We start from the raw sequence: 23,227 nt of genomic DNA on the forward strand, positions 1-23,227 counted from the left end.
TACAGTTAGACTGTTGCGTTTCAACCGAGGTATCTTCGCATGACTTCCCTGTTCGACGCCTTCGATCTGGCGGGCCTGAAGCTGGCCAACCGTATCGTGATGGCCCCCCTGACGCGAAACCGTTCCCCTCGCGCGGTTCCCCTGCCCATGACGGCCCGGTATTATGCCCAGCGGGCGAGCGCGGGCCTGATCGTCACCGAGGGCACGGCCATCACCCGGCAGGGGCAGGGATATGCCGACGTTCCGGGCCTGTATACCGCCGAGGCCCTGGCCGGCTGGCGGACGGTGACCGATGCGGTGCATGCGCAGGGCGGCAGGATCGTCGTGCAGCTGTGGCACGTCGGGCGGGTGTCGCACGTCAGCCTGCAGGCGGATGGCCAGGCGCCGGTGGCGCCGTCCGCCGTCCAGGCCAATGGCAAGACCTACGTGATCGGAGCCGACGGGCGGGGCGGGTTCGTGCCGACGTCCATGCCCCGCGCCCTGGATGCCGCCGAACTGCCGGGCATCGTGCAGGACTATCGCCGCGCCGCGCGCGCGGCGCTGGATGCGGGATTCGACGGGGTGGAGATCCACGCCGCGAACGGCTATCTGCTGGACCAGTTTCTGCGGCGCGGAGCCAATCGGCGCAGCGACGCCTACGGAGGGGCGATCGACCATCGCGCCCGCCTGCTGCTGGAGGTGGTCGATGCCGTGACGACGGAAACCGGCCCGGGCCGCACCGGCATCCGGCTGTCGCCGGTCACGCCGTCCAACGATCTGTCCGACCCCGAACCGCAGCCCCTGTTCGAGTACGTGGCGCGCGGCCTGGCCCGGCATGACATGTCCTACATCCACGTCATCGAAGGCGCGACTGGCGGCGATCGGGATTATCGGCAGGGCCTTCAGGCCTTCGATTACGACGCCCTGCGGGCCGCCTACCGGGATGCCGGCGGGCGAGGCGCCTGGATGGTGAACAACGGCTACGACCTGGATCTGGCGCAGCAGGCTCTGGCTTCGGGCCGGGCGGATCTGGTCGCGTTCGGCCGCCCCTACATCAGCAATCCGGACCTGGTGCGGCGCCTGCGCGAGGGACTGCCCCTGGCCGATGCGGATCGCGCGACGTTCTACGGCGGCGGCGCCGAAGGCTACGTCGACTACCCGAACGTCGAGGGCAGCATTCAGCCGGCCTGAGCCCCGGATACGACGATCTTGCCCAACTGCGCGTTCGATTCCAGGTGCTCGATGGCCTGCGCCAGTTGTTCCATCGGATAGACCCGGTCGACGACCGGCAGGATCCGGCCGTCGGCGATCAGCGGCAACACGTCGCGGATGACCCCCTGGACGATGTCCTGGCGCTGCGCGGCGTTCAGGCCCTTGCTGGACACGCCGAAGAGCTGCAGCCGCCGGCTGTGCAGGGCGGCCAGGTCCAGCGGGCCGCTGGTGACGCCGTCCACGTAGCCCACGGTCGCCAGGCGCCCCTGGAAGGCCATGGAGCGCACGCATTCGGCCAGCACGGAGCCGCCGACGATGTTGACGACCAGATCCGCTCCGCGGCCTTCGGTGGCGCTCATCACGGCGTCGTGGAAATCGGGGCTGCGCGTCTGGATGCCCAGGTCCAGGCCTTCCTTTTTCAGGGCGGCAAGCTTTTCCGTCGAGCCCGACGTGCCGATCACCCGGGCGCCCAGAGCCTTGGCCAGTTGCAGCGCGGCGACCCCCACGCCCGAGGAGATCCCCGTGACCAGCAGCCATTCCCCGGCCTCCAGACGGCCCTGCATGACCAGCATGTCGTAGACCACCATGCTGGCGATCGGGATGGCGGCCGCCTGGGTCCAGGACAGGGCGTCGGGCACCGGCATGGCATCGCGCGCGTCCAGCAGCACGTGTTCGGCGAATGCGCCCTTGCATCGTCCCATGACGCGCTGGCCGACCTGGAACGGGCCGCCGTCCGCGCCGACGGCCACGATCTCGCCCGCCGCCTCGATGCCCAGGCCGGCGGCCGGGGACCCGGCCTTGGCCTGGCGCAGCGCCAGGATTTCCCCCCGGTTCAGGCCGGCCGCCTGGACCCGCACCAGCAATTGCCGCGGGCCGGGCAGGGGAAGCGCGGCGTCTTGCCGGGTGATGTGGATCCGGTCGTCCCGGACCTGGGCCTGGTACTGGTGCATGGTGTCTCCGGAAGGAGGAACGCGGCCGCCGCCGGATTCGAGCGGGCGGCCCGGTTGAAGGGAAGGCCGGAACCCGGCCGATCAGGCGGCGCCCTCGGGCAGGGGAATGAATTCCTGATCGTCGCCCGCGGGCAGGGTCATGCGCTGCTGGCGCCAGTCCTCGCTGGCCTGCTCCAGCCTGTCCTTGGACGAGGATACGAAATTCCAGAAGATGAAGCGCTCGCCGACGGGTTCGCCCCCCAGCAGCATGACGGTGGATGCCTGGCGCGCCAGGATCGGCGCGTCGCGCCCGGGTTCCAGGACGATCATGCGGCCTTCGGGCAGGATGTGGCCGTCGATTTCGATTTCGCCGCTGACGACGTAGACTGCGCGTTCGGGGTATTGCGCGCTGAGCGTGCGCCGCGCCCCCGCCTGCATGTCCCAGTGCAGATAGAACAGCGGCGAGTGCGTGGGAACCCGGGACGTGGCGCCGTCGATCGATCCGGCGATCAGCCGGCCCGACACGCCGTCTTCGTGGATTTCGGGCAGGTCCGCCGCGCCCTGGTGGTGATGGAAGGACGGCGCCGTTTCCTCGTTTTCCCGGGGCAGCGCCACCCAGGCCTGGATGCCGTGCATGGTGGCCCCGTGGGTGCGGGCGTATTCCAGCCGTTCGCTGTGGGTGATGCCGCTGCCGGCCGTCATCCAGTTGACTTCGCCCGGACGGATCTCCTGCAGCGATCCCACGCTGTCGCGGTGTGTGATGGCGCCGCTGTGCAGATAGGTCACGGTGGACAGGCCGATGTGGGGGTGCGGCCGGACGTCGAGTTCGCGGGGCGCGCCCGGCGCGATCTCCAGCGGACCCATGTGATCGAAGAAGATGAAGGGGCCGACCATCCGGCGCTTGCGAAACGGCAGCACGCGGCCGACGAGGAATCCGCCCCCCAGATCGTGCGTGCGGCGGTCGATGAGCAATGTGGCGTCCATGGCGGTGTCCCGTGTGGTCGGATTGATGCGGAGGACTCGATGATATCGCGTGGCGGCGTGGCGCGCCGCCGCGCGGGCGTCCGGATTGCCTACGATTGTGAACCCTTTTGCGCCTTCAGGTAAGGGCAGGAGGACTCGCTCGGAGGACCGTAGGCGGTTTCGGCGGGAATGGTGGCCACGACTTTGTGCAGGTCCCAGGGCCCGGTGCTTTCGGCGGGGGTCTTGACCTGCAGCAGGGTCAGATCGTTCATCATGCGCCCGTCCGCCCGGATGACGCCGTTGCGCACGAAGAAGTCGTTCACTGGATGCGATTTCAGCCAGGCCATGATGGTGTCCGCGTTGTCCGTGCCGGTCTGGCGCACGGCGTTCAGGTAGGCGGTGGCGGCGGAATAATCGCCGGCCTGGCTGTAGGTGGGCATGCGCCCGATCGTATCGGCATAGCGGCGCGACCAGGCCTCGGCGTCCGGGTTCTTGTTCCAGTACCAGGGAACCGTGAAATACATGCCCTGGGTGACGTCCAGTCCGAGGGCATGGATGTCCAGCAGGGTGGTCGTCAGGCCCACGGGCGTCATCGTGCGGGTCAGGCCGAACTCCACCGCGGTTTTCAGGGAATTGACGAAATCCGCGGTGGCGTTGGCCAGCCCCAGGACCTTGGCGCCGGATTGCTGGGCCTGCAGCAGGAAGGACGAGAAATCCGCGGCGCCCAGGGGCGTGCGCACCGAGCCCAGCACCTGGCCGCCGGCGGCCCGCACCACCGCGCTGGTGTCGCGTTCCAGTTCGTGGCCGAAGGTGTAGTCCGTCGTCAGGAAGAACCAGGAGTCGCCGCCGTGCCCGACCACCGCGGCGCCGGTGCCGCGCGCCAGCCCGCGGGTGGAGTAGGTGTACTGGATGGTGTAGGGGGTGCACTGGCCGTTGGTGAATGCCGAGGCGCCCGCGCCCGAGGTGATGAAGGGTTTTTTCTTTTCCGCCGCCACGGCGGACATGGCCAGGCTGGCGGCGGAATTGGTCCCGCCGATCAGCAGGTCCAGCTGCTGGGTGTCGAACCAGTCGCGCGCCAGGGCCGACGACACGTCAGCCTTGTTGCGGCTGTCGGCCACCAGCAGTTCGATCTTCTTGCCGTCGATGGCGCCGCCGGCATCGGCGATCGCCATGCGGATGGCATGCGCGCCGCCCGGTCCGTCACCGTCGGCGTAGACGCCGGACATGTCGGTGATGAAGCCGATGCGGATGACGTCGCCGGAAATCGGTCCCGCGGCGGCTGCAAAGGCGCTCAGGGCCAGCGCCAGGCCCGAGCCGAAACACACGCTGCTTCTGTTCATGAAAACTCCTTCAGGACGGGAGCCCATGATGCCATCCCGCCGGCATTCGCGGACCAGTACGCCTGCCGGCGTCGAGGTTGATCCGCCGGACCTTACCAGGCGCCCCGGTGTTCGGGCACGCGGGCGATCAAAGGCAGGGAGGCCAGGACCAGCAGGCTCCAGATGCCGTACACCCAGGCCTGGCTGCGCCCCGGGTCGGAGGAAGAGGACAGCACCATGGTCACGACCGAGATGAAGGTGATGGTGCCGATCTGGATCGCCAGGGTGCGCAAGGCGGCCAGGGTGGAGGCGGACTGGGGCGCCAGCTGCAGGCCGGCATTGCGGCTGGCCGGATTGACCGTGCCGGTGCCCATGCCCAGCAGGAAGGCCGTGGCCGCCAGCCAGACGAAGGGCGACACGCCCGGGACGGGCGGCAGCGCCAGCAGGATCATGCCCAGCACGATCAATGCGCCGCCGGCGTACAGCGGCCGGCGGTAGCCGGTGCGCCGGATGGTCAGGGTGCAGGCCAGCGACAGCAGGATGGCGGCGATGCCCTGGAACACCAGCAGCGTGCCCGAGCCGAGCGCCCCCATGCCGTAGCGATTGGCGGCGTACAGGGGAATCAGCGCCACGGCCCCGATGGTGATGCCGCCGAACAGCATGTTGATCAGGTTCACGACGCCGAAGCCCGGGCCATGAATCAGGTGCGGCGCGATGAAGGGCTGGCCGCTGCGGTGGATGTGGCGAAAGAACAGCCAGCCCGCCGCCAGCGCCGCGGCGGCGGGCAGCAGGATCCGGGGCGAGGTGAAGGGCAGGTCCCTTTCCCCCAGGAAGCTGGTGGCCAGCATGCCGGCCAGCAGGCAGACGCCCAGATAGCCCAGGCCCGGGTAGTCCATGCTCGCGCCGGTCTTTCGCGCCCTGGGCGCATCGGGCGGAATGTAGCGCAGCGTCATCCACAGGATGAGCAGGCCGATGGGGACGTTGACGAAGAAGACGCCGCGCCAGTTCCAGTAGGTGACGAACAGGCCGCCGAAGATCGGGCCGATCATGGCGCCGATGGGGAAGATGCTGCCGAACAGGCTGACGGCCCGGTCGCGGCCGTCGCCGAAGTAATCCACGACGATGCCGGTGGCCGAGGGCGTGATGCCGGCGCCGCCGGCCGCCTGCAGGGCCCGCAGCACGATCAGCGCGGCGATGCTGTCGCTCAGACCGCACAGCAGCGAGGCCAGGGTGAAGATCGCGACGGAGGCGAGGAACACGCGGCGGCGGCCGATGCGTTCGCTGAGCTTGCCGCTGACCGGCAGCATCAGGACGAAACCGAAGGCGAAGGCCGTGATGGTCCAGCCCACCCAGTTGATCGACGTGTCCAGGCCGCGCTGCAGTTCATGCAGCACCGTGGCCACGATGGTGGAATCCACGGACATCATCAGCAGGGCCAAGGCAATGGTGGTGAAGGCGGGAATGCGGCGGATGGCGGGCTGGTTCGGGGAGGGCATGCCGCAGTCTACTGCTTTTGCAACCCTTGCAAGCCCTGCAGCAGGTTCTGCAGGCTGGTGGGCTGCGCGGGCAGGGTGAATTCGCTGGCGGCGGGCTCCTGCCCGGAAATCGATTGCACGACGAAGTCCTGTCCCAGGCGCAGGATGCCGCGCCGGTTGGCGGGCAGCGCCCCGGTCAGCTGCTGTGTCTTGGCCTGGCCCAGCAGCATCTGCATGCTGGCCAGATAGCTGGAGGTCATGTCCACGACCCGGCGGTCATTGGTCAGCACCGCATCGGTGGGATGGGTCCTGCCCTGGGTATCGGTCACGGTCAGGTGGTAGACATGCCCGGTGATGCCGGCGACGGTTTCCGTGCGCTGAGTGTCCTGCACCTGGTCGACGCGGTCGGGCAGGTACTGGTTGGGACGGGACTGCGCCAGCGCCCCCAGTCCCTGGATCAGGCCGCCGACTTCCATGACCACCGGCGTCGGTCCCCGCATCGACACGGAATAGGCCTTGCCGTCGCGCACGATCAGGTAGTCCGGCTTCTGGTCCTGGCTCAGGCGCACGGCGCCGCCGGTCTGCCACGCGAGCTGCGTGGTTTGTCCGCCCGCCCGCACCTGGGCCGTGCCGCCCGCCTGGGCCGCCAGGGGCAGCAGAGCGGCCAGCAGGATGGAAACGCGGATCAGGGGGCGAAGCGGAAACGGGGCGCGCATGAAGATTCTCCTGGGTGAATGGGCGGGCCTTCGGCCGCCGCGCGTTGTCGGCGGGACGGCCAAAGGCCGCGACTATTGTCCGGCAAGCCGCGCGGGGCGGCTGTATGGAAGGGTAACGCGGGATGCGCGCAGGCGGGATGGCGGCGGGCGCGGGCGCGCGTTCAGCGCTGCGTCCGGATGCCCAGGCTGCGTTCGACCAGCCAGGCGCAGCCCAGCAGAGTCACGTTGATCGCCAGGTACAGCAGGCCCGCGATGATGAAGGTTTCCACGATCAGGTAGCTCTGGCTCATGAGGCGGCGGGCGAAGCCGGTCAGTTCCATCACGGCGATGGTGGACGCCAGGCTGGTGCCCTTGATCGCCAGGACCAGTTCGTTGCTGTAGGCGGGGAAGGCCTGGCGGACGGCCAGCGGAAAGCGGATGCGGCGGAACACCTGCAGCCGGCTCATGCCGCAGGACACCGCCGCGTCGATCTGCCCCGTGGGCACGGACTGCAGGCCGCCCCGGATGGCCTCGCTCATATAGGCGCCGCTGTTCAGGCTGATGGCCAGGATGGCGCAGCGGGCGCCGTCCGAGAACAGCCACCACAGCGCGGGCTGCTCGCGCACGAATTCCAGGGTGCCGATGCCGTAGTACAGCAGGAACAGCTGGATCAGCAGGGGCGTGCCGCGAAACACGGTGCTGTACAGGAAGGACAGGCCGGCGACGGCGCGATGCTCCGATGTCCGCATCAGAGCGGCCGCCAGGCCCAGCATCGAAGCGAACAGAATGGAAAACAGGCCGATGCGCAGGGTGATCCAGAACCCTTCGATCAGCACCGGCATGGCCTTTTCGAGGAGTTCGATCATCGGGCCGCCCCTTGCATGCCGCGTCCGAAGCGGCGTTCCGCCCAGACGAACAGCGCCTGGCTGCAGGCGCCGATCAGGAAGTACAGGATGCCGGCCATCAGGTAGAGCGTCAGCGGCGCCCGGGTGGCGGCCGACCCCAGCACGGCGGCTCGCATCAATTCCACCAGGCCGACCAGCGAAATCAGCGCCGTGTCCTTCAGGGCGTTCTGCCAGACGTTGTTGGCGCCCGGCAGGGCGTACCAGAAGAGCTGGGGCAGGGTGATGCGGCGCAGGATCTGGCGCCGGCGCATGCCGATGGCGCGGGCGGCCTCGATCTGGCCGGGGTCGATGGCCTTGAAGGCGCCGCGGAAGACCTCGACGCTGTACGAACCGGAAATCAGGCCGATGGCCACGATGCCCACCAGCATGGGGAAGATCTTGCTCATCAGGTCGTCCCATTCCAGCCAGTCGGCCAGATCGGCGGCCGGCTGGACCATGCCGAAGAACAGGAGATAGATGATGAGCAGTTCGGGGACGCTGCGCACCAGCAGCGTGTACAGGCTGATCAGCCCGCGCGCCAGCCAGTTGCCGTTCGATTTCAGGGCGGCGCCGGCGATGCCGATCACCATGCCCAGGGCGATGCCGCACAAGCTGATGAACACCGTCATGCCGGCGCCGCGCAACAGCAGGGTGCCCCAGCCGGCGCTCAGGATGTCGTGCAGGGATGCGTTCATGAAATCAGCGGGCCCGGAGCGTCGCCCGGAGGGTAGGGGGAATCGGGATCGAAAAGAATCAGCCCTGGGTGCCCGCCCGACGCGAATCGGGCGGAACACGGCCAAGGCTGGTCGTAGAGCTGGATTTTACTTGCAGGCGGCGTAGTTGGACAGGTCCACGCCGAACCACTTCTGGCTGGACTTCTTGATGGTGCCGTCCTGGATCAGTTCGCACAGAGCCTTGTCGACCTTGGTCTTGAGCTGCGTGTTCTTCTTGTTGATGCCGGCGCCGATGCCCAGGCCCAGGATGTCCGGATCCGCGCTGCTCTTGACCACGTAGTCGGCCATGGCGAACTTGCCCTTGCCCGCGGTGTCCAGGAACTGGCTTTGCGGCGTGACTTCGGAGAACGTGGCGTCCAGGCGGCCCGCCGACAGGTCCATCTGCATCTGGTCCTGGGTCTCGTAGGTCTTCAGCTTCATGTCCGGCGCGTATTTTTGCAGGAAAGCGCCCTGGGTGGTACCGCTTTGCACGCCGACCGTCTTACCGGCCAGGCCCTGCAGCAAGGCTTTCTGGTCGGCGGCCTTCAGCAGCGGGCTGCCGGCCGGCAGCACGAAGGAGGAGTCTTCGGTGGCGTAGGGGATGCTGAAGGCGATGACCTTGGCGCGTTCCGCCGTGACCGACATGCCCGAAATCACCAGATCGAAGCGCTCGGCTTCCAGCGCCGGGATCAGGCTGTCGAAGGCCTGCACGACGAAGCGGCATTTCATGTCGAGTTTCTGGCACAGGGCATGACCCACGTCGGCGTCGAAGCCGGCGACTTTGCCCTGGGCGTCGACCATGCTCCAGGGCGGATAGCCGCCTTCGGTGCCGATCTTCAGAGTCGCCGCCGAGGCGGCGGTGGCCAGGCCCGCAAGGCCCAGTGCGGCGCACAGCACCGCCTGTCGTGCAATGGATGTCACCATGGACGGGATCCTTTGTATTGAGGGTCGGAAAAGTAACAATAGTAGTACATCATGACGCGGTTCAGCCAATCTGCATGGAGGCTTCCGGGTAGCGCACCCGGCTGTAGCGCTGGGTGCCCAGGCTGTAGACCAGGGTGAGCGGTCCCAGGCGGCCGATGAACATCAGCGCCATCAGCAGGGCCTGGCTGGGCAGGCTCAGCGAGCGCGTCAGGTCCGGGCTCAGGCCCGTGGTGGTGAAAGCCGACACCACCTCCATGGCGATGGCGATGAAAGGCTGGGATTCGAAAAGACTGACGAGAAACGTCCCCACGCACACCAGCAGGCCCGACACCATCAGCAGCGCCAGGGCCTTGTGGATGGTTTCCGGCGCGATCGTGCGGTGCATCAGTACGACCTCCTTGCGCTGCAGGATGTAGGCGCGCACGACGGCCAGCAGGATGATGAAGGTGCCCACCTTGATGCCGCTGGCCGTGGACAGAGACCCGCCGCCGATGAACATCAGGGCCGTCAGCAGCAGGCGGGAGCTGTCGCGCAGCTGGTCCACGTCCATGCTGGAGAAGCCGGCCGTGCGGGCGCTGATCACCTGAGCCCAGGCCGCCAGCCCCTGGCTGGGCAAGGGCAGATGCGCCAGGGTGGCCGGATTGCGGGATTCGATCAGCCAGAACAGGGCCAGCGCCGCCAGGTTCAGGATCAGCGTGCCGATGAGCATCAGGCGGGTGTAGTACGCCAGGGTCTGCCAGGCGCGCTTGTGATAGAGATCGGCCAGGACGCCGAAGCCCAGGCCCCCCAGGATGATGCAGCCCGTGATGACGAAGGTGGTGACCGGGTCGCCCGTGAAACCGGCCAGGCTGTCGGGAAACAGCGTGAAGCCGGCATTGTTGAAGGCCGACACCGCGTGGAAGCCGGCCAGCAGGAAGGCATGTTCCAGGGAGTCGTTGCGCCACCACCAGAGCGTGAGGATCAGGATGGCCGCCCCTTCGATGGCCAGGGAAAACTTCAGCACCGTCAGCGCCGTGTGGCGAATGCGGGTGACGCTGGTCTGGTTGAAGGCCTCCAGGGCCAGGGCCTGGTATTTCAGGCTGAGCCGCTTCCCCAGCGTCAGCGAGGCGATGATGGCGAAGGTGACAAAGCCGATGCCGCCCACCTGGACCAGCCCCAGCAGGATGGCCTGCCCCAGGAAGCTCAGATCGCGGGCGGGATCGATCACAGTCAGGCCGGTGACGGTGACCGCCGAGGTGGCCGTGAACAGGGCTTCGAACAGGCCGAGAGGCCGCTGCTGGGCGGCGGGCAGCAGCAGGAGCAGCGTTCCCAGCAGGATCAGGAACAGGAAGCTGCCGGCCAGGACCGCCGGCGGGCTGGCCTGCAGTTGCCCCGTGCGCCGCGCGCGCCGATAGGCGTTCAGGGGATGGATGGTCAGTCTGGCCATGCCGGGGCGTCAGCTCAGCTTCGGCGCAGCCAGCTTCAGCTGCTGCAGGGGGCCGAAGAGGATCAGCGTGTCCTTGGCCCGCAAGACGAACTGCGCCGGCGGGTGCGGGGTCGTCGCGCCCTTGCGCTTGACCAGGAGCGCCTGGATCAGTCCCGGAGGTTCGGTCGTCAGGGCGTCGCCCAGCGTGCGTCCGTCCAGTTGGCTGCTGGCTTCGATCTCGACGACGAAATCGCCGTTGCCCAGGGCGATGTAGTCGTTGACCATCGGGTAGCTGAGCACCTGGGCGATGCGGATGCCCATTTCTTCTTCGGGATGGATGACCCGGCTGACGCCCAGCTTGGTCAGGATGAGATGGTGGGCGCGGGACGAGGCCTTGACCCAGAGTTCCCGCACCCCCATGGACTTCAGATGCACGGCGCAGACCAGGCTGGCCTGCAGGTCCTCGCCGATGGCGACCAGCACCACGTCGTATTCGTCCAGGCCCAGTTCGGCCAGGGCGTTGCGGTCGGTGACGTCGGCGATGGCGGCGCGGGTCAGTTGTTCGGCGTGCTGGTCGACGACGCGGTTGTCAGCGTCCACGCCCAGCACGGAATGGCCCAGGCGCATCAGCTCCAGCGAGGTGGCGGCGCCGAAGCGCCCCAATCCGATGACGGCAAATTGTCCCATGTGTCGGGCGACTCCTCCGATAGTCAGACGGCGAAAAATCTGGTAAAAACCCTGATGGATTTTTAAAGATTTTTGATGTCTGGATTGTGCGTTGCAGCAAACTGTGTCGCAGCTCCGGCGTTCCCTGTTTTGATCGCATGATATGACAAGTTTGCTTGATCCGCTGCAGTTGGGCGACGTGCTGCTGCGCAACCGCGTCGTCATGGCGCCGTCCGCAGGCATCCGGCCCGCCCAGGGCCGCGTGCCCAGCGATGCCTTGCGGGCGTATTACGCTCAGCGTGCGGCGGCGGGGCTGATCGTCACGGAAGCCGCATCGGTGTCTCCCCTGGGAGTCGGCTACCCCGACATGCCCGGCATCTGGAATTCGGCCCAGGTCCAGGGCTGGCGGCGCGTGACCGAGGCCGTGCACGCGCGCGGCGGCCGCATTTTCCTGCGCCTGTGGCATGCGGGCCGGGTGTCCGACCCCGAATTCCTGTCCGGCGAGATGCCGGTCGCCCCCAGCGCCATCCCGTGCCGGAAAGCCTGCGCCAGCAGCCTGATCGATGCTGCGGGCTACGTGGTGCCGCGCAGCCTGCATCCCGACGAAATCCGCCGGATCGTGGCCGATTTCGACCAGGCCGCCCGCTACGCCAGGCTGGCGGAATTCGACGGCGTGGAAATCCATGCCGGCGACGGCTACCTGATCGATCAGTTCCTGCACGACGGGTCGAATTGCCGCCAGGACGAATACGGCGGCTCGGTCGGCAACCGCAGCCGGTTCCTGCTGGACATCATCGATACCTGCATCGGCGTCTGGAGCGCCGGGCGCATCGGCGTGCATCTGTCGCCGCGGGGCGATCGGCACGACATGCGGGATTCCGATCCGGTGTCCCTGTATCGCCACGTGGCTCGCGAACTGGGCAAGCGGCGCCTGGCCTTCATCTGCGTGCGCGAATATCCGGGGGCCGACGCCTTGACGCCGGTGATCCGCCAGGCGTTCAGCGGGGCCCTGATCCTGAACGAAGGATACGACCTGGGGCTGGCGCAGCAGGCCGTCGAAACACATGAAGGCGATGCCGTGGCTTTCGGTCGGGCGTTCGTGTCGAACCCCGACCTGGTGCAGCGCCTGGCCGACGGCGTCGCGCTGCGGCCCTGCGCGGAAGCCGTCCCGGCCGCCTAGAGGGCCAGGCGGGCCTTGACCTGGGCGGATACGGCCGCCATGTCGGCGCGGCCGGCCAGCGCGGTCTTCAACTGGCCCATGACGGCGCCCATGGCGGCGCCCCCCTGCAGGCCCTTGGCCTGGACCTGCGAGACGGCCGCTTCGATGGCGGCGGCGATTTCTTCCGGGCTGGCGCCCTGAGGCAGGAATTCCTTCAGGATGTCCAGTTCGGCGCGTTCCTGGTCGGCGCTGTCGGCGCGGCCCGCGGATTCGAAGGCCGCAATCGACTCGCGGCGCTGTTTGGCCTGCTTCTCGATGATGGCGATGATCGCGGCATCGTCGGGCTCGATGCGCTCGTCCACCGCTTTCTGCTTGATCGCCGCCTGCAACAGGCGCAGCGTCCCCAGGCGCAGGCTGTCGTGCGCCCGCATGGCGGATTTGACGGCGTCGGCAATCTGACTGGCAAGGCCGGTACTCATGGAAAATGTCCTGTAAAAAGGGAAAACCGATATTTTAGGCGCAGCGCGGCGACGCGCTCCAGGCGCGCGAGCGCCAGTCATGCCGTTCGGCGGGCTGCCCGGACGCGTCGTAGCTCTGCTCGCTGAAGAGCGCCGCGCCGTCCGCGCGCAGGACGATCAGGGAAGAGCATCGCGTGCCGTAGTCCGGGCTGACGATGAAGGGGCTGCTCAGCAGTTGCTCGCGATCCGGGGACAGCCCGGTGGCGGGCAGGTCCCCGGCCGGCGCCGGCGTGGTGTCGTGCAGCAGCTCGAACACCCGGTCGGGCTCCCGCGCCCAGCGCTCGGGGGGCAGGGCGTCCAGCGCTTCGCGCAGGCGTCTGGACTTGGGCCAGGGCGTGTCCAGCAGATGATTGGACAGCACGTAGCAGCCCGGCGACAGGCGGCGAGGGCTGCCCGAGGGGTCGCGGTTGCCCAGGTACCAGGCCTCCTGCGCGTCGCCCGCGATCAGGTTGAAGCCGGCCCAGTCCCCGGCGCGGTCCGCGATCGCCTGACTATAATCAGCGGCGGAGGCCGAGCCCAGCAGATAGTCGCGCACCAGCACGCCGCGAGAAGGCGCGCCGGGGGGCGTCGGCAGGCCGGGCTCCCGATAGTTGGTCAGCAGGGCGAAGCGCCCGCCGGCCGCCCAGCCCAGCCAGGCGCCGCCCGCGCCCAGGTCCTGGCCCGCGATGACGTCGGGGCGTCCGGGCCAGGGGCCGGCGGCCCGGGCGGGGCGGGCGTGGAATTCGTCCCGGTTGGCGGCGATCAGAACGGGCCAGTCCGGGCGGCCCAGCGATAGGTAGGCGATGCACATGACGCACAATATACTCGTCCGGCTGCTGGTTCTGGGGGCGGCCGCGTGGCCCGCCCTGGCGCCGGCGGCGGACCGGGCCTGGACGCTGGACCAGGTCAGCCCGGGGCTGCAGGCCGTGGGGCGGGCCGTGGTCGTGCCGTTCCAGCCCGGCAAAATGGACGCGCCGCTGCCGGCGAACGCGCGGATCACCCGGGTCTACGCCGCCCGCAGCTACGACGGCCCCGCCCGGGTCGCCACGGACCTGTGCTGGGGATCGGCGCAGGGGCCCTGCGTGCCGCTGCAAGGCTCCCACGTGAATACCCGCGCCTTCGACGGGCGGTCCGCGCAGGGCCCGCTGCTGCTGGTGCACCGCGTCGAGAACTGGGGGCCGGCCAGCCCGCCGCTGTTCGTGCGGGGGACCGTGACGGTCTGGTACGCCGCGGGGCGGCCCTAGTCTGAACATCCTGATACCTCGGGTTATACTCTTAGGCTTACTTACTCTGAAGGCTTGCGCCCGGGCATCGGGCGCAGCTGCCGGCAGACCGGTTTTGACACGGGGCATCATGGAAAAAAACAGCTATAGTTACGACGAATTGCTGGCATGCGGGCGCGGGGAACTCTTTGGTCCCGGCAACGCCCAACTGCCGCTGCCGCCCATGCTGATGTGTGACCGCATCGTGCATATCGACGACCGCGGCGGCTCCCACGACAAAGGCGAAATCATCGCCGAACTCGACATCCGCCCCGATCTCTGGTTCTTCGGCTGCCACTTCCAGGGCGATCCGGTCATGCCGGGCTGCCTGGGGCTGGACGCCATGTGGCAGCTGGTGGGGTTCTTCCTGGGCTGCTGCGGCGGCCAGGGCCGCGGCCGCGCCCTGGGCGTGGGCGAAGTCAAGTTCACCGGCCAGGTCCTGCCGACGGCGCATAAGGTGCGCTATCACATCGACATGAAACGCGTCATGATGCGCAAGCTCGTCATGGGGATCGCCGACGCGCGCATGGAAGTCGACGGCCACGAAATCTACGTGGCCCATGATCTGCGGGTGGGGCTGTTCACCCGCACGGACAATTTCTAGGAGGCCCGATTATGCGTCGTGTGGTCGTCACCGGCATGGGCATCGTCTCCAGCCTGGGCAACAACCAGTCCGAAGTCCTCGACAGTCTGCGCGCGGGCCGTTCGGGCATCTCGTATCAACCCGAATACGCCGCGCAGGGGCTGCGTTCCCACGTGGCGGGTTCGGTGCGCCTGGATGCACTCGACAAGATCGATCGCAAGCTCAGCCGCTTCATGGCCGACGGCCATGCCTACGCCTGGCTGGCCATGCAGGAAGCCATCCAGGACGCCGGCCTGGCGCCCGAGCAGGTATCCAATCCTCGCACCGGCCTGATCGTCGGCGCGGGCGGCGCTTCGCATTCCGCCATCAACGACGGCATCCAGACCCTGCATGAAAAAGGCGTGCGCCGCGTGGGGCCCTATATGGTCACCAAGGCCATGGCCAGCGGCGTGTCGGCCTGCCTGGCCACCGGGGCGCAGATCAAAGGCGTGAACTATTCGATCAGCTCGGCCTGCTCCACCAGCGCGCACTGCATCGGCAACGCCGTGGAACAGATCCAGCTGGGCAAGCAGGACATCGTCTTCGCCGGCGGCGCGGAAGAAGAACACTGGTCGCTGTCGTTCATGTTCGACGCCATGGGGGCCCTGTCCACGCGCTACAACGACACCCCTGAACGCGCGTCGCGCACGTATGACGCCGACCGCGACGGTTTCGTGATCTCCGGCGGCGGCGGCATCCTGGTGGTCGAGGAATACGAACACGCCAAGGCCCGCGGCGCCAACATCCTGGCCGAAATCGTCGGCTACGGGGCGACGTCCGACGGCCACGACATGGTCGCGCCGTCCGGCGAAGGCGCGGAACGCTGCATGCGCCAGGCCCTGGAAGGCGTGCAGGGCAAGATCGATTACATCAACACCCACGGCACCAGCACGCCGGTGGGCGATGTGAAGGAACTCGAAGCCATCCGCGCCGTGTTCGGAAACGACCAGCCCTGGATCGCCTCGACCAAGTCCCTGTCGGGCCATGCCCTGGGGGCCGCCGGCGTGAACGAGGCCGTCTACACCCTGCTGATGATGAAGCATGGTTTCGTGGCCGCCTCCGCCAACATCGACACGCTGGATCCCGCCGCCGAAGGCATGAACATCCTGCGCGAAACCGTGGCCAAGGCCGACATCCGGACGGCGCTGTCCAACAGCTTCGGCTTCGGCGGCACCAATGCCACCCTGGTGTTCTCGCGCGCGGGGCTGTAGCGCAGCGGCGCTTCGCCACGGGGCATGATCCCATGAAAAAAGGCCTGTGATGCGACGTCACAGGCCTTTTTTCATGAACGGCTCTTATCCGGCAAGGGTTTCGACGGGCGGGGCGGGGTCCGCGACCGTGCGCGCCCGCACCAGCGCGTCGCGCCCGGCATACCAGCCGGCCAGGGCGGTCGCCGCCCCCAGGAGGCCGATCAGGCCGGTCGCGGCCCGGAAGCTGCCGGCCCAGGCGTACAGGATGCCGATCAGGAGCGGTCCGCTGGCCGCCAGGATGTAGCCCGTGGTCTGCGCCATGCTGGACAGATGCGCGGCGACGTGCTCGTCGCGCGAGCGCAGCACGATCAGCATCAGGGCCAGGGCGAACAGGCCTCCCTGGCCGATGCCCTGCGCGAGCGCCAGCGGCCAGACCGTCCAGGCGGGGCCAAGCACCATGCCGATCAGGGCCAGCGTGGCGATGGCGGTCAGCCAGATGGCCAGGCCGCGCTGGTCGCGGCCGCGCGCGGCCAGGAGCGGCGTCAACAGGCAGGCCGCCACCTGCACCAGGATGGATACCGATGTGATCAGGCCTGATTCGGTGCCGCTCAGGCCGCGGTCGCGCAGCATGGGGGCCATCCAGCCCAGCACGCAATAGGCCAGGGCGGACTGCAAGCCCATGAACAGCGTCACGGCCCAGGCCAGACGGTCGCGGCGCAGCCCCTGCACCGGCAGGATGCGCGGCCCGCCGCCGGTCCGGCGGGCGCCGGCCGCCCAGGCGACGGGCGCCCAGGCCAGCAACGCGAGCAGCGCCGGGACGGCCCAGACGGCCAGACCCCCGGCCCAGTGCCCGGGCAGCAGATGGGCCAGCGGCAGGGTGCTGGCCGCCCCCAGGGCGGCCCCGCCCACCAGGCTCATGGTGTAAAGCCCGGTCATCAGGGCGGCGCGGTCGGAGAAGTCCCGCTTGACCAGGCTGGGCAGCAGCACGTTGCCCAGGGCGATGCCGGCCCCGCCCAGCGCCGTGCCCAGGAACAGGCCCGTCGAACCCAGGACGCCGCGCAGGGCCGTGCCGATCATGATCAGCAGCAGCACCAGCAGCAGCGTGCGTTCCACCCCGATGCGCCGGGCGCAGCGCGGCGCCAGTGGCGCGAACAGCCCCATGCAGAGCACCGGCAAGGTGGTCAGGTAGCCCACGGCGGCCGCGGACAGTCCCAGGTTCAGCCGGATGTCGGGCAGCAGCACGGCCGTGCTGGAGAATAGCGGCCGCAGATTGGCGGCCAGCAGCAGGAGGCTGGCCGCCACCAGCCAGCGCCCCGTGGTCGCGGGTCGGCCCGCGTTCATGCGGGGCGGCGCCGGGTGTCGGGCAGGAAGAAGGCGGCGATCCCCAGCAGGGGCAGGAAGGCGCACAGGTGATAGACGAAGGCGATGCTGGTGGCGTCGGCCAGCTTGCCCAGCACGGCGGCGCCGATGCCAGCCATGCCGAAGGCCAGCCCGAAGAACAGGCCCGACACCGTGCCGGTCTTGCCGGGCATGAGTTCCTGGGCGTAGACGATGATGGCCGGGAAGGCGGAGGCGATCATGACCCCGGCGCAGAACACCAGGATCAGCGTCCATTGCAGATTGGCGTAGGGCAGGGCCAGGGAAAAGGGCGCCGTGCCCAGGATGGAACCCCAGATCACGCGTTTCCGGCCGATGCGATCGCCCACCGGACCGCCCACCAGCGTGCCGGTGGCCACGCCGACGAGGAAGACGAACAGGGAATACTGCGCCTGCTGGATGTCCAGGCCGAAGCGATCGATCAGGAAGAAGGTGAAATAGCTGTTGAGGCCGGCCAGGTAGAAATATTTGCTGAAGATCAGCAGCAGCAGGATCGCCAGCGCCGAGCGTACCTGGGTGTCGGACAGGCCGTTGTCGGTCTTGCTCAGGGAATTGCGCCCCCGGCTGCTGGTGAGATTGGCGGCGTACCAGCGGCTGACGCCCAGCAGGATGCAGATGCCCAGCAGGGCCGCCAGGGACACCCAGGCCACGCTGCCCTGGCCATGTGGCACGATCAGCAGGGCGGCCAGCAGCGGGCCGATGGACGAGCCGATATTGCCGCCGACCTGGAAAATCGACTGAGCCAGGCCGTGGTGGCCGGCGGACGCCATGCGGGCGACGCGGGAGGATTCCGGGTGAAAGACCGAAGAGCCCGCGCCCACCAGGGTGGCCGCCAGCACTACCAGCGGGAAGTTCCAGGCCTGGGACAGCAGCAGCAGCCCGCAGCAGGTGAAGCCCATGCCGATCGGCAGGGAATACGGCAGCGGCCGCCGATCCGTGAAGCGACCGACCAGGGGTTGCAGCAGGGAGGAGGAAAACTGGAAGGCCAGGGTGATGACGCCGACCTGGGCGAAACTGAGGTCGAAGCGTCCTTGCAGCACCGGGTAGATGGCCAGCAGCACCGACTGCATCATGTCGTTGAGCAGGTGGGTCAGGCTGATGGCGCCCAGGACAGGAAAGGCGACCCCCGGTTGGGCGGCCGGGGGGTCGGGGTGGATCAGGGGCGCGGACGAGGCGGGGGCGAGCGTGTTTTTCATGAGGGTTCCGGGCAGGGGCGCACCCGCTTGATTGTACGCCGGGAAAACCCTGCTCAGGGGCGCTCCACAACGGCCGGGAGCTTCTTCGCGCGTCCGGTGCATGAGAATTATGCGCGGATCATGATGGCTGCGGCGCGTTCCCGGAGTACGATTTCGGATTTTGCAGACAGGCAGGATTTCTGGAAAGGATCGGGATGAATATCGCGAGCGCGGGGCCGGGCACGGCATGGACCAGGGCGGTGGACGCCGTTCGTCCGCTGCTGCGGGGCGTCGCGGAAATATTTCTGCAGAGCCATGCGGGCGCCGGCGCATGCCTGCTGGCGGCCATTGCCTGGCAGTCTCCGACGCTGGCCGCGGGCTGCCTGCTGGGCGCCGCCACGGGCACGCTCTGGGGCGCGCTGCGCGCCGACCGGACGGAAACGGTCATGGGCCTGCATGGTTACAACGGCGCCCTGGTCGGCATCGGGGTGCTGGTCGCCTTGCCTCCTTCGCTGCTGGCCTGGGGGCTGGTGATCGCGCTGGCGGGCCTGTCCACCGCGCTGGCCCAGGCCTGGCGCCGGCGGCTGCCGGGTTCGCCCTACACGGCCCCTTTCATCCTGATGATCTGGCTGCTGCTGGCCGTGATGCCGGTCGCGGGCTGGGCGCCGGCCGCCGCGGCCCTGCCCGCCGAGCCGGCCCAGGGCCTGGCGGCGGTCGCGGTCGGCCTGCTGCGCGGCGTGGGGCAGGTGATGTTCCTGGACGATCCCGGGTCCGGAGCGCTGTGCGTCCTGGGCCTCGCATGGGCGGCGCCCGGGGCGGCGCTCAGGGCGCTGGGGGCGTCGGCGGCCATGCTGGCCGCGGCCTGGGTCGCCGGCTTTCCCATGGACGCCCTGCGCATGGGACTGTACGGATTCAATGCGGTGCTGGTGGCGGAAGCCGTGCACCAGGCCCTGCCGGGGCGCCGGATCGCGCTCTGGGCGGGAGTGGGGTTGAGCCTGCTGATCATGCGCGGGTTCCAGTGGGCGGATCTTCCCGCGCTGACCGCTCCTTTCGTGCTGGCCGCCTGGATGGTGCGCTGCGCCCATCGGGCGCTCAGCTTGTTTAAAGCTTGAATCGTCATAATGTCGGGTTCCCCTGTTTTCAGCAGAATCCCGCCATTTGATGTCCGATCCGACCCTTTCCACGACAGATCCCGCCGCCCCGAAGCTTCAGGAGCAGGGCCAGTCCGGCGGCCTGCCGCTGGCGCCTGACCTGGCTCCCAGCCTGGTCCAGGCGCGGATGCCGCGCGACGTGACGCGCATGGATTGGCGGCTGCTGCGCATGATCGCGGTATCCATCGGCCTGGGTTTCGTCGCGGCGCTGGTGGCGTGGGGCCTGATGAAGCTCATCGGGCTGATCACGAATATCAGCTTCTACGGCACCTGGTCCACGGACTTCTCGTCCCCGGCCGGCGCCGTGCAGCACCTGGGCGCCTGGGTGATCCTCGTGCCGGTCGCGGGCGGCCTGATCGCGGGCGTGATGGCGCGCTGGGGGTCCAAGGCCATCCGGGGCCACGGCATCCCCGAAGCCATGGAGCAGGTCCTGTTGAACGAATCCCGGATTCCCACCCGCATCACCTGGCTCAAGCCGCTGTCCTCTGCCATCGTCATCGGGACCGGCGGGCCCTTCGGCGCCGAAGGCCCCATCATCGCCACCGGGGGCGCCCTGGGCTCGCTGATCGGCCAACTGATGAAGGTCACGGCCAGCGAACGCAAGGTGCTGCTGGCGGCCGGCGCGGCGGCCGGCATGGCGGCGGTGTTCGCCGCGCCGATCTCCGCGGTGGCGCTGGCGGTCGAACTGCTGCTCTTCGAATTGCGGGGCCGGTCCCTGATCCCCGTGGCGCTGGCCTGCGTCACGGCGACCGGCATGCGCGACCTGCTGATGGGTTCCACCCCCGTGTTCCTGATGGACACCGTGACCACGCCGGGCGGCGGCGCCCTGGTGGCCTACGTGCTGATGGGAGCCCTGATCGGGATCCTGAGCGTGGCGGTCACGCATCTGGTCTACGCCATCGAGGACGGCTTCGAGCGTCTGCCGGTGCATTGGATGTGGTGGCCGGCGCTGGGCGCCGTCGTCGTCGGGCTGGTGGGCTGGGTGGCCCCGTTGACGCTGGGGGTCGGCTACACCAACATCGAGGACATCCTCAACGGCCATCTGGCCATGGGGGCGCTGGCCTGGCTATGCTTGATGAAATTCGTGTCCTGGTCGATCTGCCTGGGCAGCGGCACCTCCGGCGGCACGCTGGCGCCTCTGTTCACGATCGGCGGCTCGCTGGGCGCCATGTTCGGCCTGCTGCTGGCGCACGCCATGCCCTGGCTGGGCGTGGATCCGCGCATCGCCGCCCTGATCGGCATGGCGGCGCTGTTCGCGGGCGCCTCGCGCGCCTTGCTGACGACGGTGATCTTCGCGCTGGAGACCACCGGCCAGCCCGCCGGCCTGCTGCCCCTGCTGGGGGCCTGCACGGCCGCCTACCTGATTTCCGCCCTGATGATGCGCAACACCATCATGACGGAGAAAATCGCCCGGCGCGGGGTGCGGGTGCCATCTGAGTACAAGGCGGACTACCTGGAACAGATCCTGGTGGGGGCCGCCTGCGCGCGGGACATGGTCACGGTGCGGGCCGACCAGACCATCGGCGAGATCCGGCAATGGATCGCCCAGGGCGGCATCGACGCCCAGCACCAGGGTTACCCGGTGTTGGACGCCCGCGGCCGGCCGCTGGGGGTTCTGACCCGGCGGGCCTTCTTCGACGCTCAGTGGTCGGACCAGGCGCGGCTGGGGGACCTGATCGTGCGCCCGCCCGTCGTCATCTCGCCGACCCACACCCTGAGGCGGGCGGCCGATCTTATGGCGATCGAGAACGTGGGCCGGCTGCTGGTGGTGGACCCCGCCGAGCCGTCCCGGCTGCTGGGCATGCTGACCCGCGGCGATGTGATCGCCGCGCATACGCGGCGGATCCGCGAAAACGACCGACGGCGCAGGCAGATCAGCCTGCGCACCTGGCGGCGCATGCGGGCGCGGCGCCGCCGCGCTCGGGACGGATCATGATCCGCGCGCGGCCGCCAGCCCGGCCACCTTTGCGGGACGGACTGCCGGCCGCGCAGCCAGCGAGGCCAGGAAGCGCCAGACGAAGAGCAACGTGATCAGCAGCAGGCCCGGGTAGCCCAGTCCCGCGAGGACGTAGGGAATGGTGGGATCGCCCGCCGCCACGGTGTCCAGGTTGAAACTCAGCAGCCCCAGCGTGATGATGGCGCCGAAGATCCACATGCCCATGAGCCACAGGCTGGCTTCCGCGCCTTTCAAGGCGGATCGCCAGCCGGAGCGATGAAACGCGTCCGGCGCGGGCCGCGATTCGGCGGCGGCCGGCGAGCGCTGGCGCAGCCCCAGCGTCAAGAGGTCGTAGACCAGCAGGCCGGCGCCCACCGCGAAGACCAGGCCGAACAGCGGGATCAGGACCTTGAAGAGCTGCATGGCGGGAAACACTTGGCCGCCGAACCAGTTCAGGCCCATCGAGCGGTACAGGAAGACCTGGACCGTGCCGCCGATGGCGAAGGCGAAGGCGATGCCCAGCATGCCGGTCAACACCAGCCAGAAGGCGACCTTTCCCAGGCGCTGGTCGAAGTCCTTCGCTCCCCGCAGCAGCGGCACGGCGTAGTAGGCCGCGGCGATGCCCAGCATGCCGAAGGTGCCGAACATGGCCAGGTGGGCGTGGCTGGGCGTCACCCATGTGCCATGCGACCAGACGTTGGTCAGGGCGAAAGTCATGGTGAAGCCCAGAATGCCCGCGCCCACTTGTTCCAGCACCACGGATCCCAGGATGAAATAGAACGCGGGCGCATTGTCCAGCGGCTTGCCGTCCTGGTGCGCGTCCAGGTAGATGTGCCAGAAGCAGAATACCAGCGGCAGCGGCTCCAGCGCGCTGAACAAGGACCCCCAGAATTGCCAGAAGGCGGGCGTGCCGATCCAGAAGTAATGGTGGGCGTTGCCGATCAGACCCGACAGCCAGACCATGGCGACCCCCCAGAACACGGCGTAGCCCACCGCCTTGACGTCCGCCTTGAACATCAGCACCAGCAGGAAGCCCACCAGGCTGATGTGGATGACTTCCCAGACGCCTTCGACCCAATAGTGCACCACGTACCAGCGGAAGTATTCCTGCAAGTCGAGGCGCTCGACGAAAAAGACCCCGAACAGCCAGACGAAGGTCAGGGCCGTGACGCCGATGGCCAGCCCCCAGTGGATTTCGTTCCAGTCGCGGCGCGGTGGAAAAGTGCGCAGCACCACCCAGGCCAGGATGGCGAAACCGATGAAGATGACCACGTCGGCCGCGCGACCGGCTTCAAGGTACTCCAGGCCTTCCTGGAGCCAGGGCTGCCCCAGCCACCATCCCGCGATACCGTCGGCCGCCAGGCTCTGGGTGGCCACGTTCCAGACCGTGACGGCCACCAACGCGTAGAACAGCACGCGGATCAGCCATGGGGCGGCCAGTTCTCGGCGCGACAGCAGCGGGCCGATGAAGAGGATCGTGCCGATGAAGCCCGACAGGATCCAGAGAATGCCCAGGTTGGTGTGTTCCGCCCGCAGAATGTTGAAATTGGCGATGCCGGCCAGCAGGCGCGGATCGACGTGCTGGGTGGCGATCAGCAGGCCGAACAGCGTCTGGAACAGGAACAGCACCAGCATCAGCAGGAAGAAGCGCAGGCTGAGCCGCTGCGTGTGGTATTCGATCTTGATCATGATGG

The 23,227-nt window shown here is 68.4% G+C and carries 22 protein-coding genes; 7 read left to right on the forward strand and 15 right to left on the reverse strand.

What is annotated here, in order from left to right; genetic code table 11:
- The first annotated feature begins 39 nt into the window (after window positions 1-39).
- Entirely contained in the window at window positions 40-1,170 is a 1,131-nt protein-coding gene (locus Q0263_RS11720) for an alkene reductase (protein ID WP_298016168.1), read from the forward strand.
- Here Q0263_RS11720 and Q0263_RS11725 read toward each other — a convergent pair.
- The 10 genes from Q0263_RS11725 to Q0263_RS11770 all read right to left on the reverse strand — a co-directional run bounded on the left by Q0263_RS11725 (window position 1,158) and on the right by Q0263_RS11770 (window position 11,185).
- Window positions 1,158-2,141, reverse strand: coding sequence for a zinc-binding dehydrogenase (locus Q0263_RS11725; RefSeq protein WP_298016170.1), 984 nt, complete (start codon window positions 2,139-2,141; stop codon window positions 1,158-1,160). The two genes, Q0263_RS11720 and Q0263_RS11725, sit on opposite strands and share 13 nt — an antisense overlap.
- 81 nt (window positions 2,142-2,222) lie before the next feature.
- Complete coding sequence (locus Q0263_RS11730) at window positions 2,223-3,104, reverse strand: pirin family protein (RefSeq protein ID WP_298016172.1); 882 nt, start codon at window positions 3,102-3,104, stop codon at window positions 2,223-2,225.
- An 89-nt stretch (window positions 3,105-3,193) separates the two neighbouring features.
- Window positions 3,194-4,423 (reverse strand): ABC transporter substrate-binding protein, encoded by a 1,230-nt coding sequence (locus Q0263_RS11735; protein ID WP_298016174.1) that lies wholly within the window; start codon window positions 4,421-4,423, stop codon window positions 3,194-3,196.
- Window positions 4,424-4,515: 92 nt separating this feature from the next.
- Entirely contained in the window at window positions 4,516-5,898 is a 1,383-nt protein-coding gene (locus tag Q0263_RS11740; RefSeq protein ID WP_298016176.1) for an MFS transporter, read from the reverse strand.
- 8 nt (window positions 5,899-5,906) lie between these two features.
- Window positions 5,907-6,593: a hypothetical protein gene (locus Q0263_RS11745; RefSeq protein ID WP_298016178.1), complete on the reverse strand. Its 687-nt coding sequence runs from the start codon at window positions 6,591-6,593 to the stop codon at window positions 5,907-5,909.
- 161 nt (window positions 6,594-6,754) lie between these two features.
- Window positions 6,755-7,438 carry an ABC transporter permease subunit gene (locus Q0263_RS11750; RefSeq protein WP_298016180.1) on the reverse strand — a complete coding sequence of 228 codons (684 nt, stop codon included), beginning with the start codon at window positions 7,436-7,438 and terminating at the stop codon, window positions 6,755-6,757.
- Window positions 7,435-8,151, reverse strand: a complete 717-nt coding sequence (locus Q0263_RS11755; protein WP_298016182.1) for an ABC transporter permease subunit — start codon at window positions 8,149-8,151, stop codon at window positions 7,435-7,437. Before Q0263_RS11755 ends, Q0263_RS11750 begins: the two co-directional genes overlap by 4 nt.
- Before the next feature lie 126 nt (window positions 8,152-8,277).
- Window positions 8,278-9,093: a transporter substrate-binding domain-containing protein gene (locus Q0263_RS11760; RefSeq protein WP_298016184.1), complete on the reverse strand. Its 816-nt coding sequence runs from the start codon at window positions 9,091-9,093 to the stop codon at window positions 8,278-8,280.
- Window positions 9,094-9,154: 61 nt separating this feature from the next.
- Window positions 9,155-10,519, reverse strand: a complete 1,365-nt coding sequence (locus Q0263_RS11765) for a potassium transporter TrkG (RefSeq protein ID WP_298016186.1) — start codon at window positions 10,517-10,519, stop codon at window positions 9,155-9,157.
- Between the two features lie 9 nt (window positions 10,520-10,528).
- Complete coding sequence (locus Q0263_RS11770; RefSeq protein ID WP_298016188.1) at window positions 10,529-11,185, reverse strand: TrkA family potassium uptake protein; 657 nt, start codon at window positions 11,183-11,185, stop codon at window positions 10,529-10,531.
- A 142-nt stretch (window positions 11,186-11,327) separates the two neighbouring features.
- On the opposite strand from Q0263_RS11770, the gene Q0263_RS11775 reads away from it, so the two are divergent.
- The gene (locus Q0263_RS11775; protein WP_298016190.1) at window positions 11,328-12,344 is read left to right on the forward strand and encodes an alkene reductase; all 1,017 of its coding nucleotides are present in this window, start codon (window positions 11,328-11,330) and stop codon (window positions 12,342-12,344) included.
- On the opposite strand, the gene Q0263_RS11780 is transcribed toward Q0263_RS11775, so the two are convergent.
- Both Q0263_RS11780 and Q0263_RS11785 read right to left on the reverse strand, forming a co-directional pair.
- A complete protein-coding gene (locus tag Q0263_RS11780; RefSeq protein ID WP_298016192.1) occupies window positions 12,341-12,802 on the reverse strand; it encodes a GatB/YqeY domain-containing protein in 462 nt (153 codons plus the stop codon). The genes Q0263_RS11775 and Q0263_RS11780 overlap by 4 nt on opposite strands.
- Before the next feature lie 34 nt (window positions 12,803-12,836).
- Window positions 12,837-13,631 carry an NRDE family protein gene (locus tag Q0263_RS11785; RefSeq protein ID WP_298016194.1) on the reverse strand — a complete coding sequence of 265 codons (795 nt, stop codon included), beginning with the start codon at window positions 13,629-13,631 and terminating at the stop codon, window positions 12,837-12,839.
- Between Q0263_RS11785 and Q0263_RS11790 the strand changes: the two genes are divergently transcribed.
- From Q0263_RS11790 to fabB, 3 genes are all read left to right on the forward strand, one after another.
- The gene (locus tag Q0263_RS11790) at window positions 13,630-14,064 is read left to right on the forward strand and encodes a flagellar protein FlhE (protein WP_298016196.1); all 435 of its coding nucleotides are present in this window, start codon (window positions 13,630-13,632) and stop codon (window positions 14,062-14,064) included. The genes Q0263_RS11785 and Q0263_RS11790 overlap by 2 nt on opposite strands.
- A gap of 106 nt (window positions 14,065-14,170) precedes the next feature.
- Window positions 14,171-14,686, forward strand: coding sequence for a 3-hydroxyacyl-[acyl-carrier-protein] dehydratase FabA (gene fabA / locus Q0263_RS11795; RefSeq protein ID WP_366140718.1), 516 nt, complete (start codon window positions 14,171-14,173; stop codon window positions 14,684-14,686).
- A gap of 11 nt (window positions 14,687-14,697) precedes the next feature.
- On the forward strand, window positions 14,698-15,915 hold the full coding sequence (fabB, locus tag Q0263_RS11800) for a beta-ketoacyl-ACP synthase I (RefSeq protein ID WP_298016200.1): 1,218 nt from the start codon (window positions 14,698-14,700) through the stop codon (window positions 15,913-15,915).
- 84 nt (window positions 15,916-15,999) lie between these two features.
- Here fabB and Q0263_RS11805 read toward each other — a convergent pair whose 3' ends face one another.
- On the reverse strand, window positions 16,000-17,235 hold the full coding sequence (locus Q0263_RS11805; protein WP_298016202.1) for an MFS transporter: 1,236 nt from the start codon (window positions 17,233-17,235) through the stop codon (window positions 16,000-16,002).
- Window positions 17,232-18,467 carry an MFS transporter gene (locus Q0263_RS11810; RefSeq protein WP_298016204.1) on the reverse strand — a complete coding sequence of 412 codons (1,236 nt, stop codon included), beginning with the start codon at window positions 18,465-18,467 and terminating at the stop codon, window positions 17,232-17,234. The genes Q0263_RS11805 and Q0263_RS11810 overlap by 4 nt, the downstream gene beginning before the upstream one ends.
- A gap of 194 nt (window positions 18,468-18,661) precedes the next feature.
- Here Q0263_RS11810 and Q0263_RS11815 point away from each other — a divergent pair, with 194 nt between their 5' ends.
- A complete protein-coding gene (locus Q0263_RS11815; RefSeq protein ID WP_298016206.1) occupies window positions 18,662-19,558 on the forward strand; it encodes an urea transporter in 897 nt (298 codons plus the stop codon).
- 49 nt (window positions 19,559-19,607) lie between these two features.
- Window positions 19,608-21,533 carry a chloride channel protein gene (locus tag Q0263_RS11820; protein WP_298016208.1) on the forward strand — a complete coding sequence of 642 codons (1,926 nt, stop codon included), beginning with the start codon at window positions 19,608-19,610 and terminating at the stop codon, window positions 21,531-21,533.
- On the opposite strand, the gene Q0263_RS11825 is transcribed toward Q0263_RS11820, so the two are convergent.
- Entirely contained in the window at window positions 21,528-23,222 is a 1,695-nt protein-coding gene (locus tag Q0263_RS11825; protein WP_298016210.1) for a cbb3-type cytochrome c oxidase subunit I, read from the reverse strand. The two genes, Q0263_RS11820 and Q0263_RS11825, sit on opposite strands and share 6 nt — an antisense overlap.
- Window positions 23,223-23,227 lie beyond the last annotated feature (5 nt).

Origin of the sequence: uncultured Castellaniella sp., from assembly GCF_937988725.1 — a bacterium.
Taxonomy (GTDB): Bacteria; Pseudomonadota; Gammaproteobacteria; order Burkholderiales; family Burkholderiaceae_B; genus Castellaniella.

Excerpts from the sequence above, each read along its gene's own strand:
- Q0263_RS11815 (WP_298016206.1), top strand. The coding sequence starts at position 18,662 with ATGAATATCGCGAGCGCGGGGCCGGGCACGGCATGGACCAGGGCGGTG.
- Q0263_RS11765 (WP_298016186.1), bottom strand. The coding sequence starts at position 10,519 with ATGGCCAGACTGACCATCCATCCCCTGAACGCCTATCGGCGCGCGCGG.
- Q0263_RS11770 (WP_298016188.1), bottom strand. The coding sequence starts at position 11,185 with ATGGGACAATTTGCCGTCATCGGATTGGGGCGCTTCGGCGCCGCCACC.
- fabB (WP_298016200.1), top strand. The coding sequence starts at position 14,698 with ATGCGTCGTGTGGTCGTCACCGGCATGGGCATCGTCTCCAGCCTGGGC.
- Q0263_RS11720 (WP_298016168.1), top strand. The coding sequence starts at position 40 with ATGACTTCCCTGTTCGACGCCTTCGATCTGGCGGGCCTGAAGCTGGCC.
- Q0263_RS11820 (WP_298016208.1), top strand. The coding sequence starts at position 19,608 with ATGTCCGATCCGACCCTTTCCACGACAGATCCCGCCGCCCCGAAGCTT.
- Q0263_RS11825 (WP_298016210.1), bottom strand. The coding sequence starts at position 23,222 with ATGATCAAGATCGAATACCACACGCAGCGGCTCAGCCTGCGCTTCTTC.
- Q0263_RS11725 (WP_298016170.1), bottom strand. The coding sequence starts at position 2,141 with ATGCACCAGTACCAGGCCCAGGTCCGGGACGACCGGATCCACATCACC.
- Q0263_RS11745 (WP_298016178.1), bottom strand. The coding sequence starts at position 6,593 with ATGCGCGCCCCGTTTCCGCTTCGCCCCCTGATCCGCGTTTCCATCCTG.
- Q0263_RS11760 (WP_298016184.1), bottom strand. The coding sequence starts at position 9,093 with ATGGTGACATCCATTGCACGACAGGCGGTGCTGTGCGCCGCACTGGGC.
- Q0263_RS11755 (WP_298016182.1), bottom strand. The coding sequence starts at position 8,151 with ATGAACGCATCCCTGCACGACATCCTGAGCGCCGGCTGGGGCACCCTG.
- Q0263_RS11735 (WP_298016174.1), bottom strand. The coding sequence starts at position 4,423 with ATGAACAGAAGCAGCGTGTGTTTCGGCTCGGGCCTGGCGCTGGCCCTG.
- Q0263_RS11785 (WP_298016194.1), bottom strand. The coding sequence starts at position 13,631 with ATGTGCATCGCCTACCTATCGCTGGGCCGCCCGGACTGGCCCGTTCTG.
- Q0263_RS11780 (WP_298016192.1), bottom strand. The coding sequence starts at position 12,802 with ATGAGTACCGGCCTTGCCAGTCAGATTGCCGACGCCGTCAAATCCGCC.
- Q0263_RS11730 (WP_298016172.1), bottom strand. The coding sequence starts at position 3,104 with ATGGACGCCACATTGCTCATCGACCGCCGCACGCACGATCTGGGGGGC.
- Q0263_RS11790 (WP_298016196.1), top strand. The coding sequence starts at position 13,630 with ATGACGCACAATATACTCGTCCGGCTGCTGGTTCTGGGGGCGGCCGCG.
- Q0263_RS11810 (WP_298016204.1), bottom strand. The coding sequence starts at position 18,467 with ATGAAAAACACGCTCGCCCCCGCCTCGTCCGCGCCCCTGATCCACCCC.
- Q0263_RS11740 (WP_298016176.1), bottom strand. The coding sequence starts at position 5,898 with ATGCCCTCCCCGAACCAGCCCGCCATCCGCCGCATTCCCGCCTTCACC.
- Q0263_RS11750 (WP_298016180.1), bottom strand. The coding sequence starts at position 7,438 with ATGATCGAACTCCTCGAAAAGGCCATGCCGGTGCTGATCGAAGGGTTC.
- Q0263_RS11805 (WP_298016202.1), bottom strand. The coding sequence starts at position 17,235 with ATGAACGCGGGCCGACCCGCGACCACGGGGCGCTGGCTGGTGGCGGCC.
- Q0263_RS11775 (WP_298016190.1), top strand. The coding sequence starts at position 11,328 with ATGACAAGTTTGCTTGATCCGCTGCAGTTGGGCGACGTGCTGCTGCGC.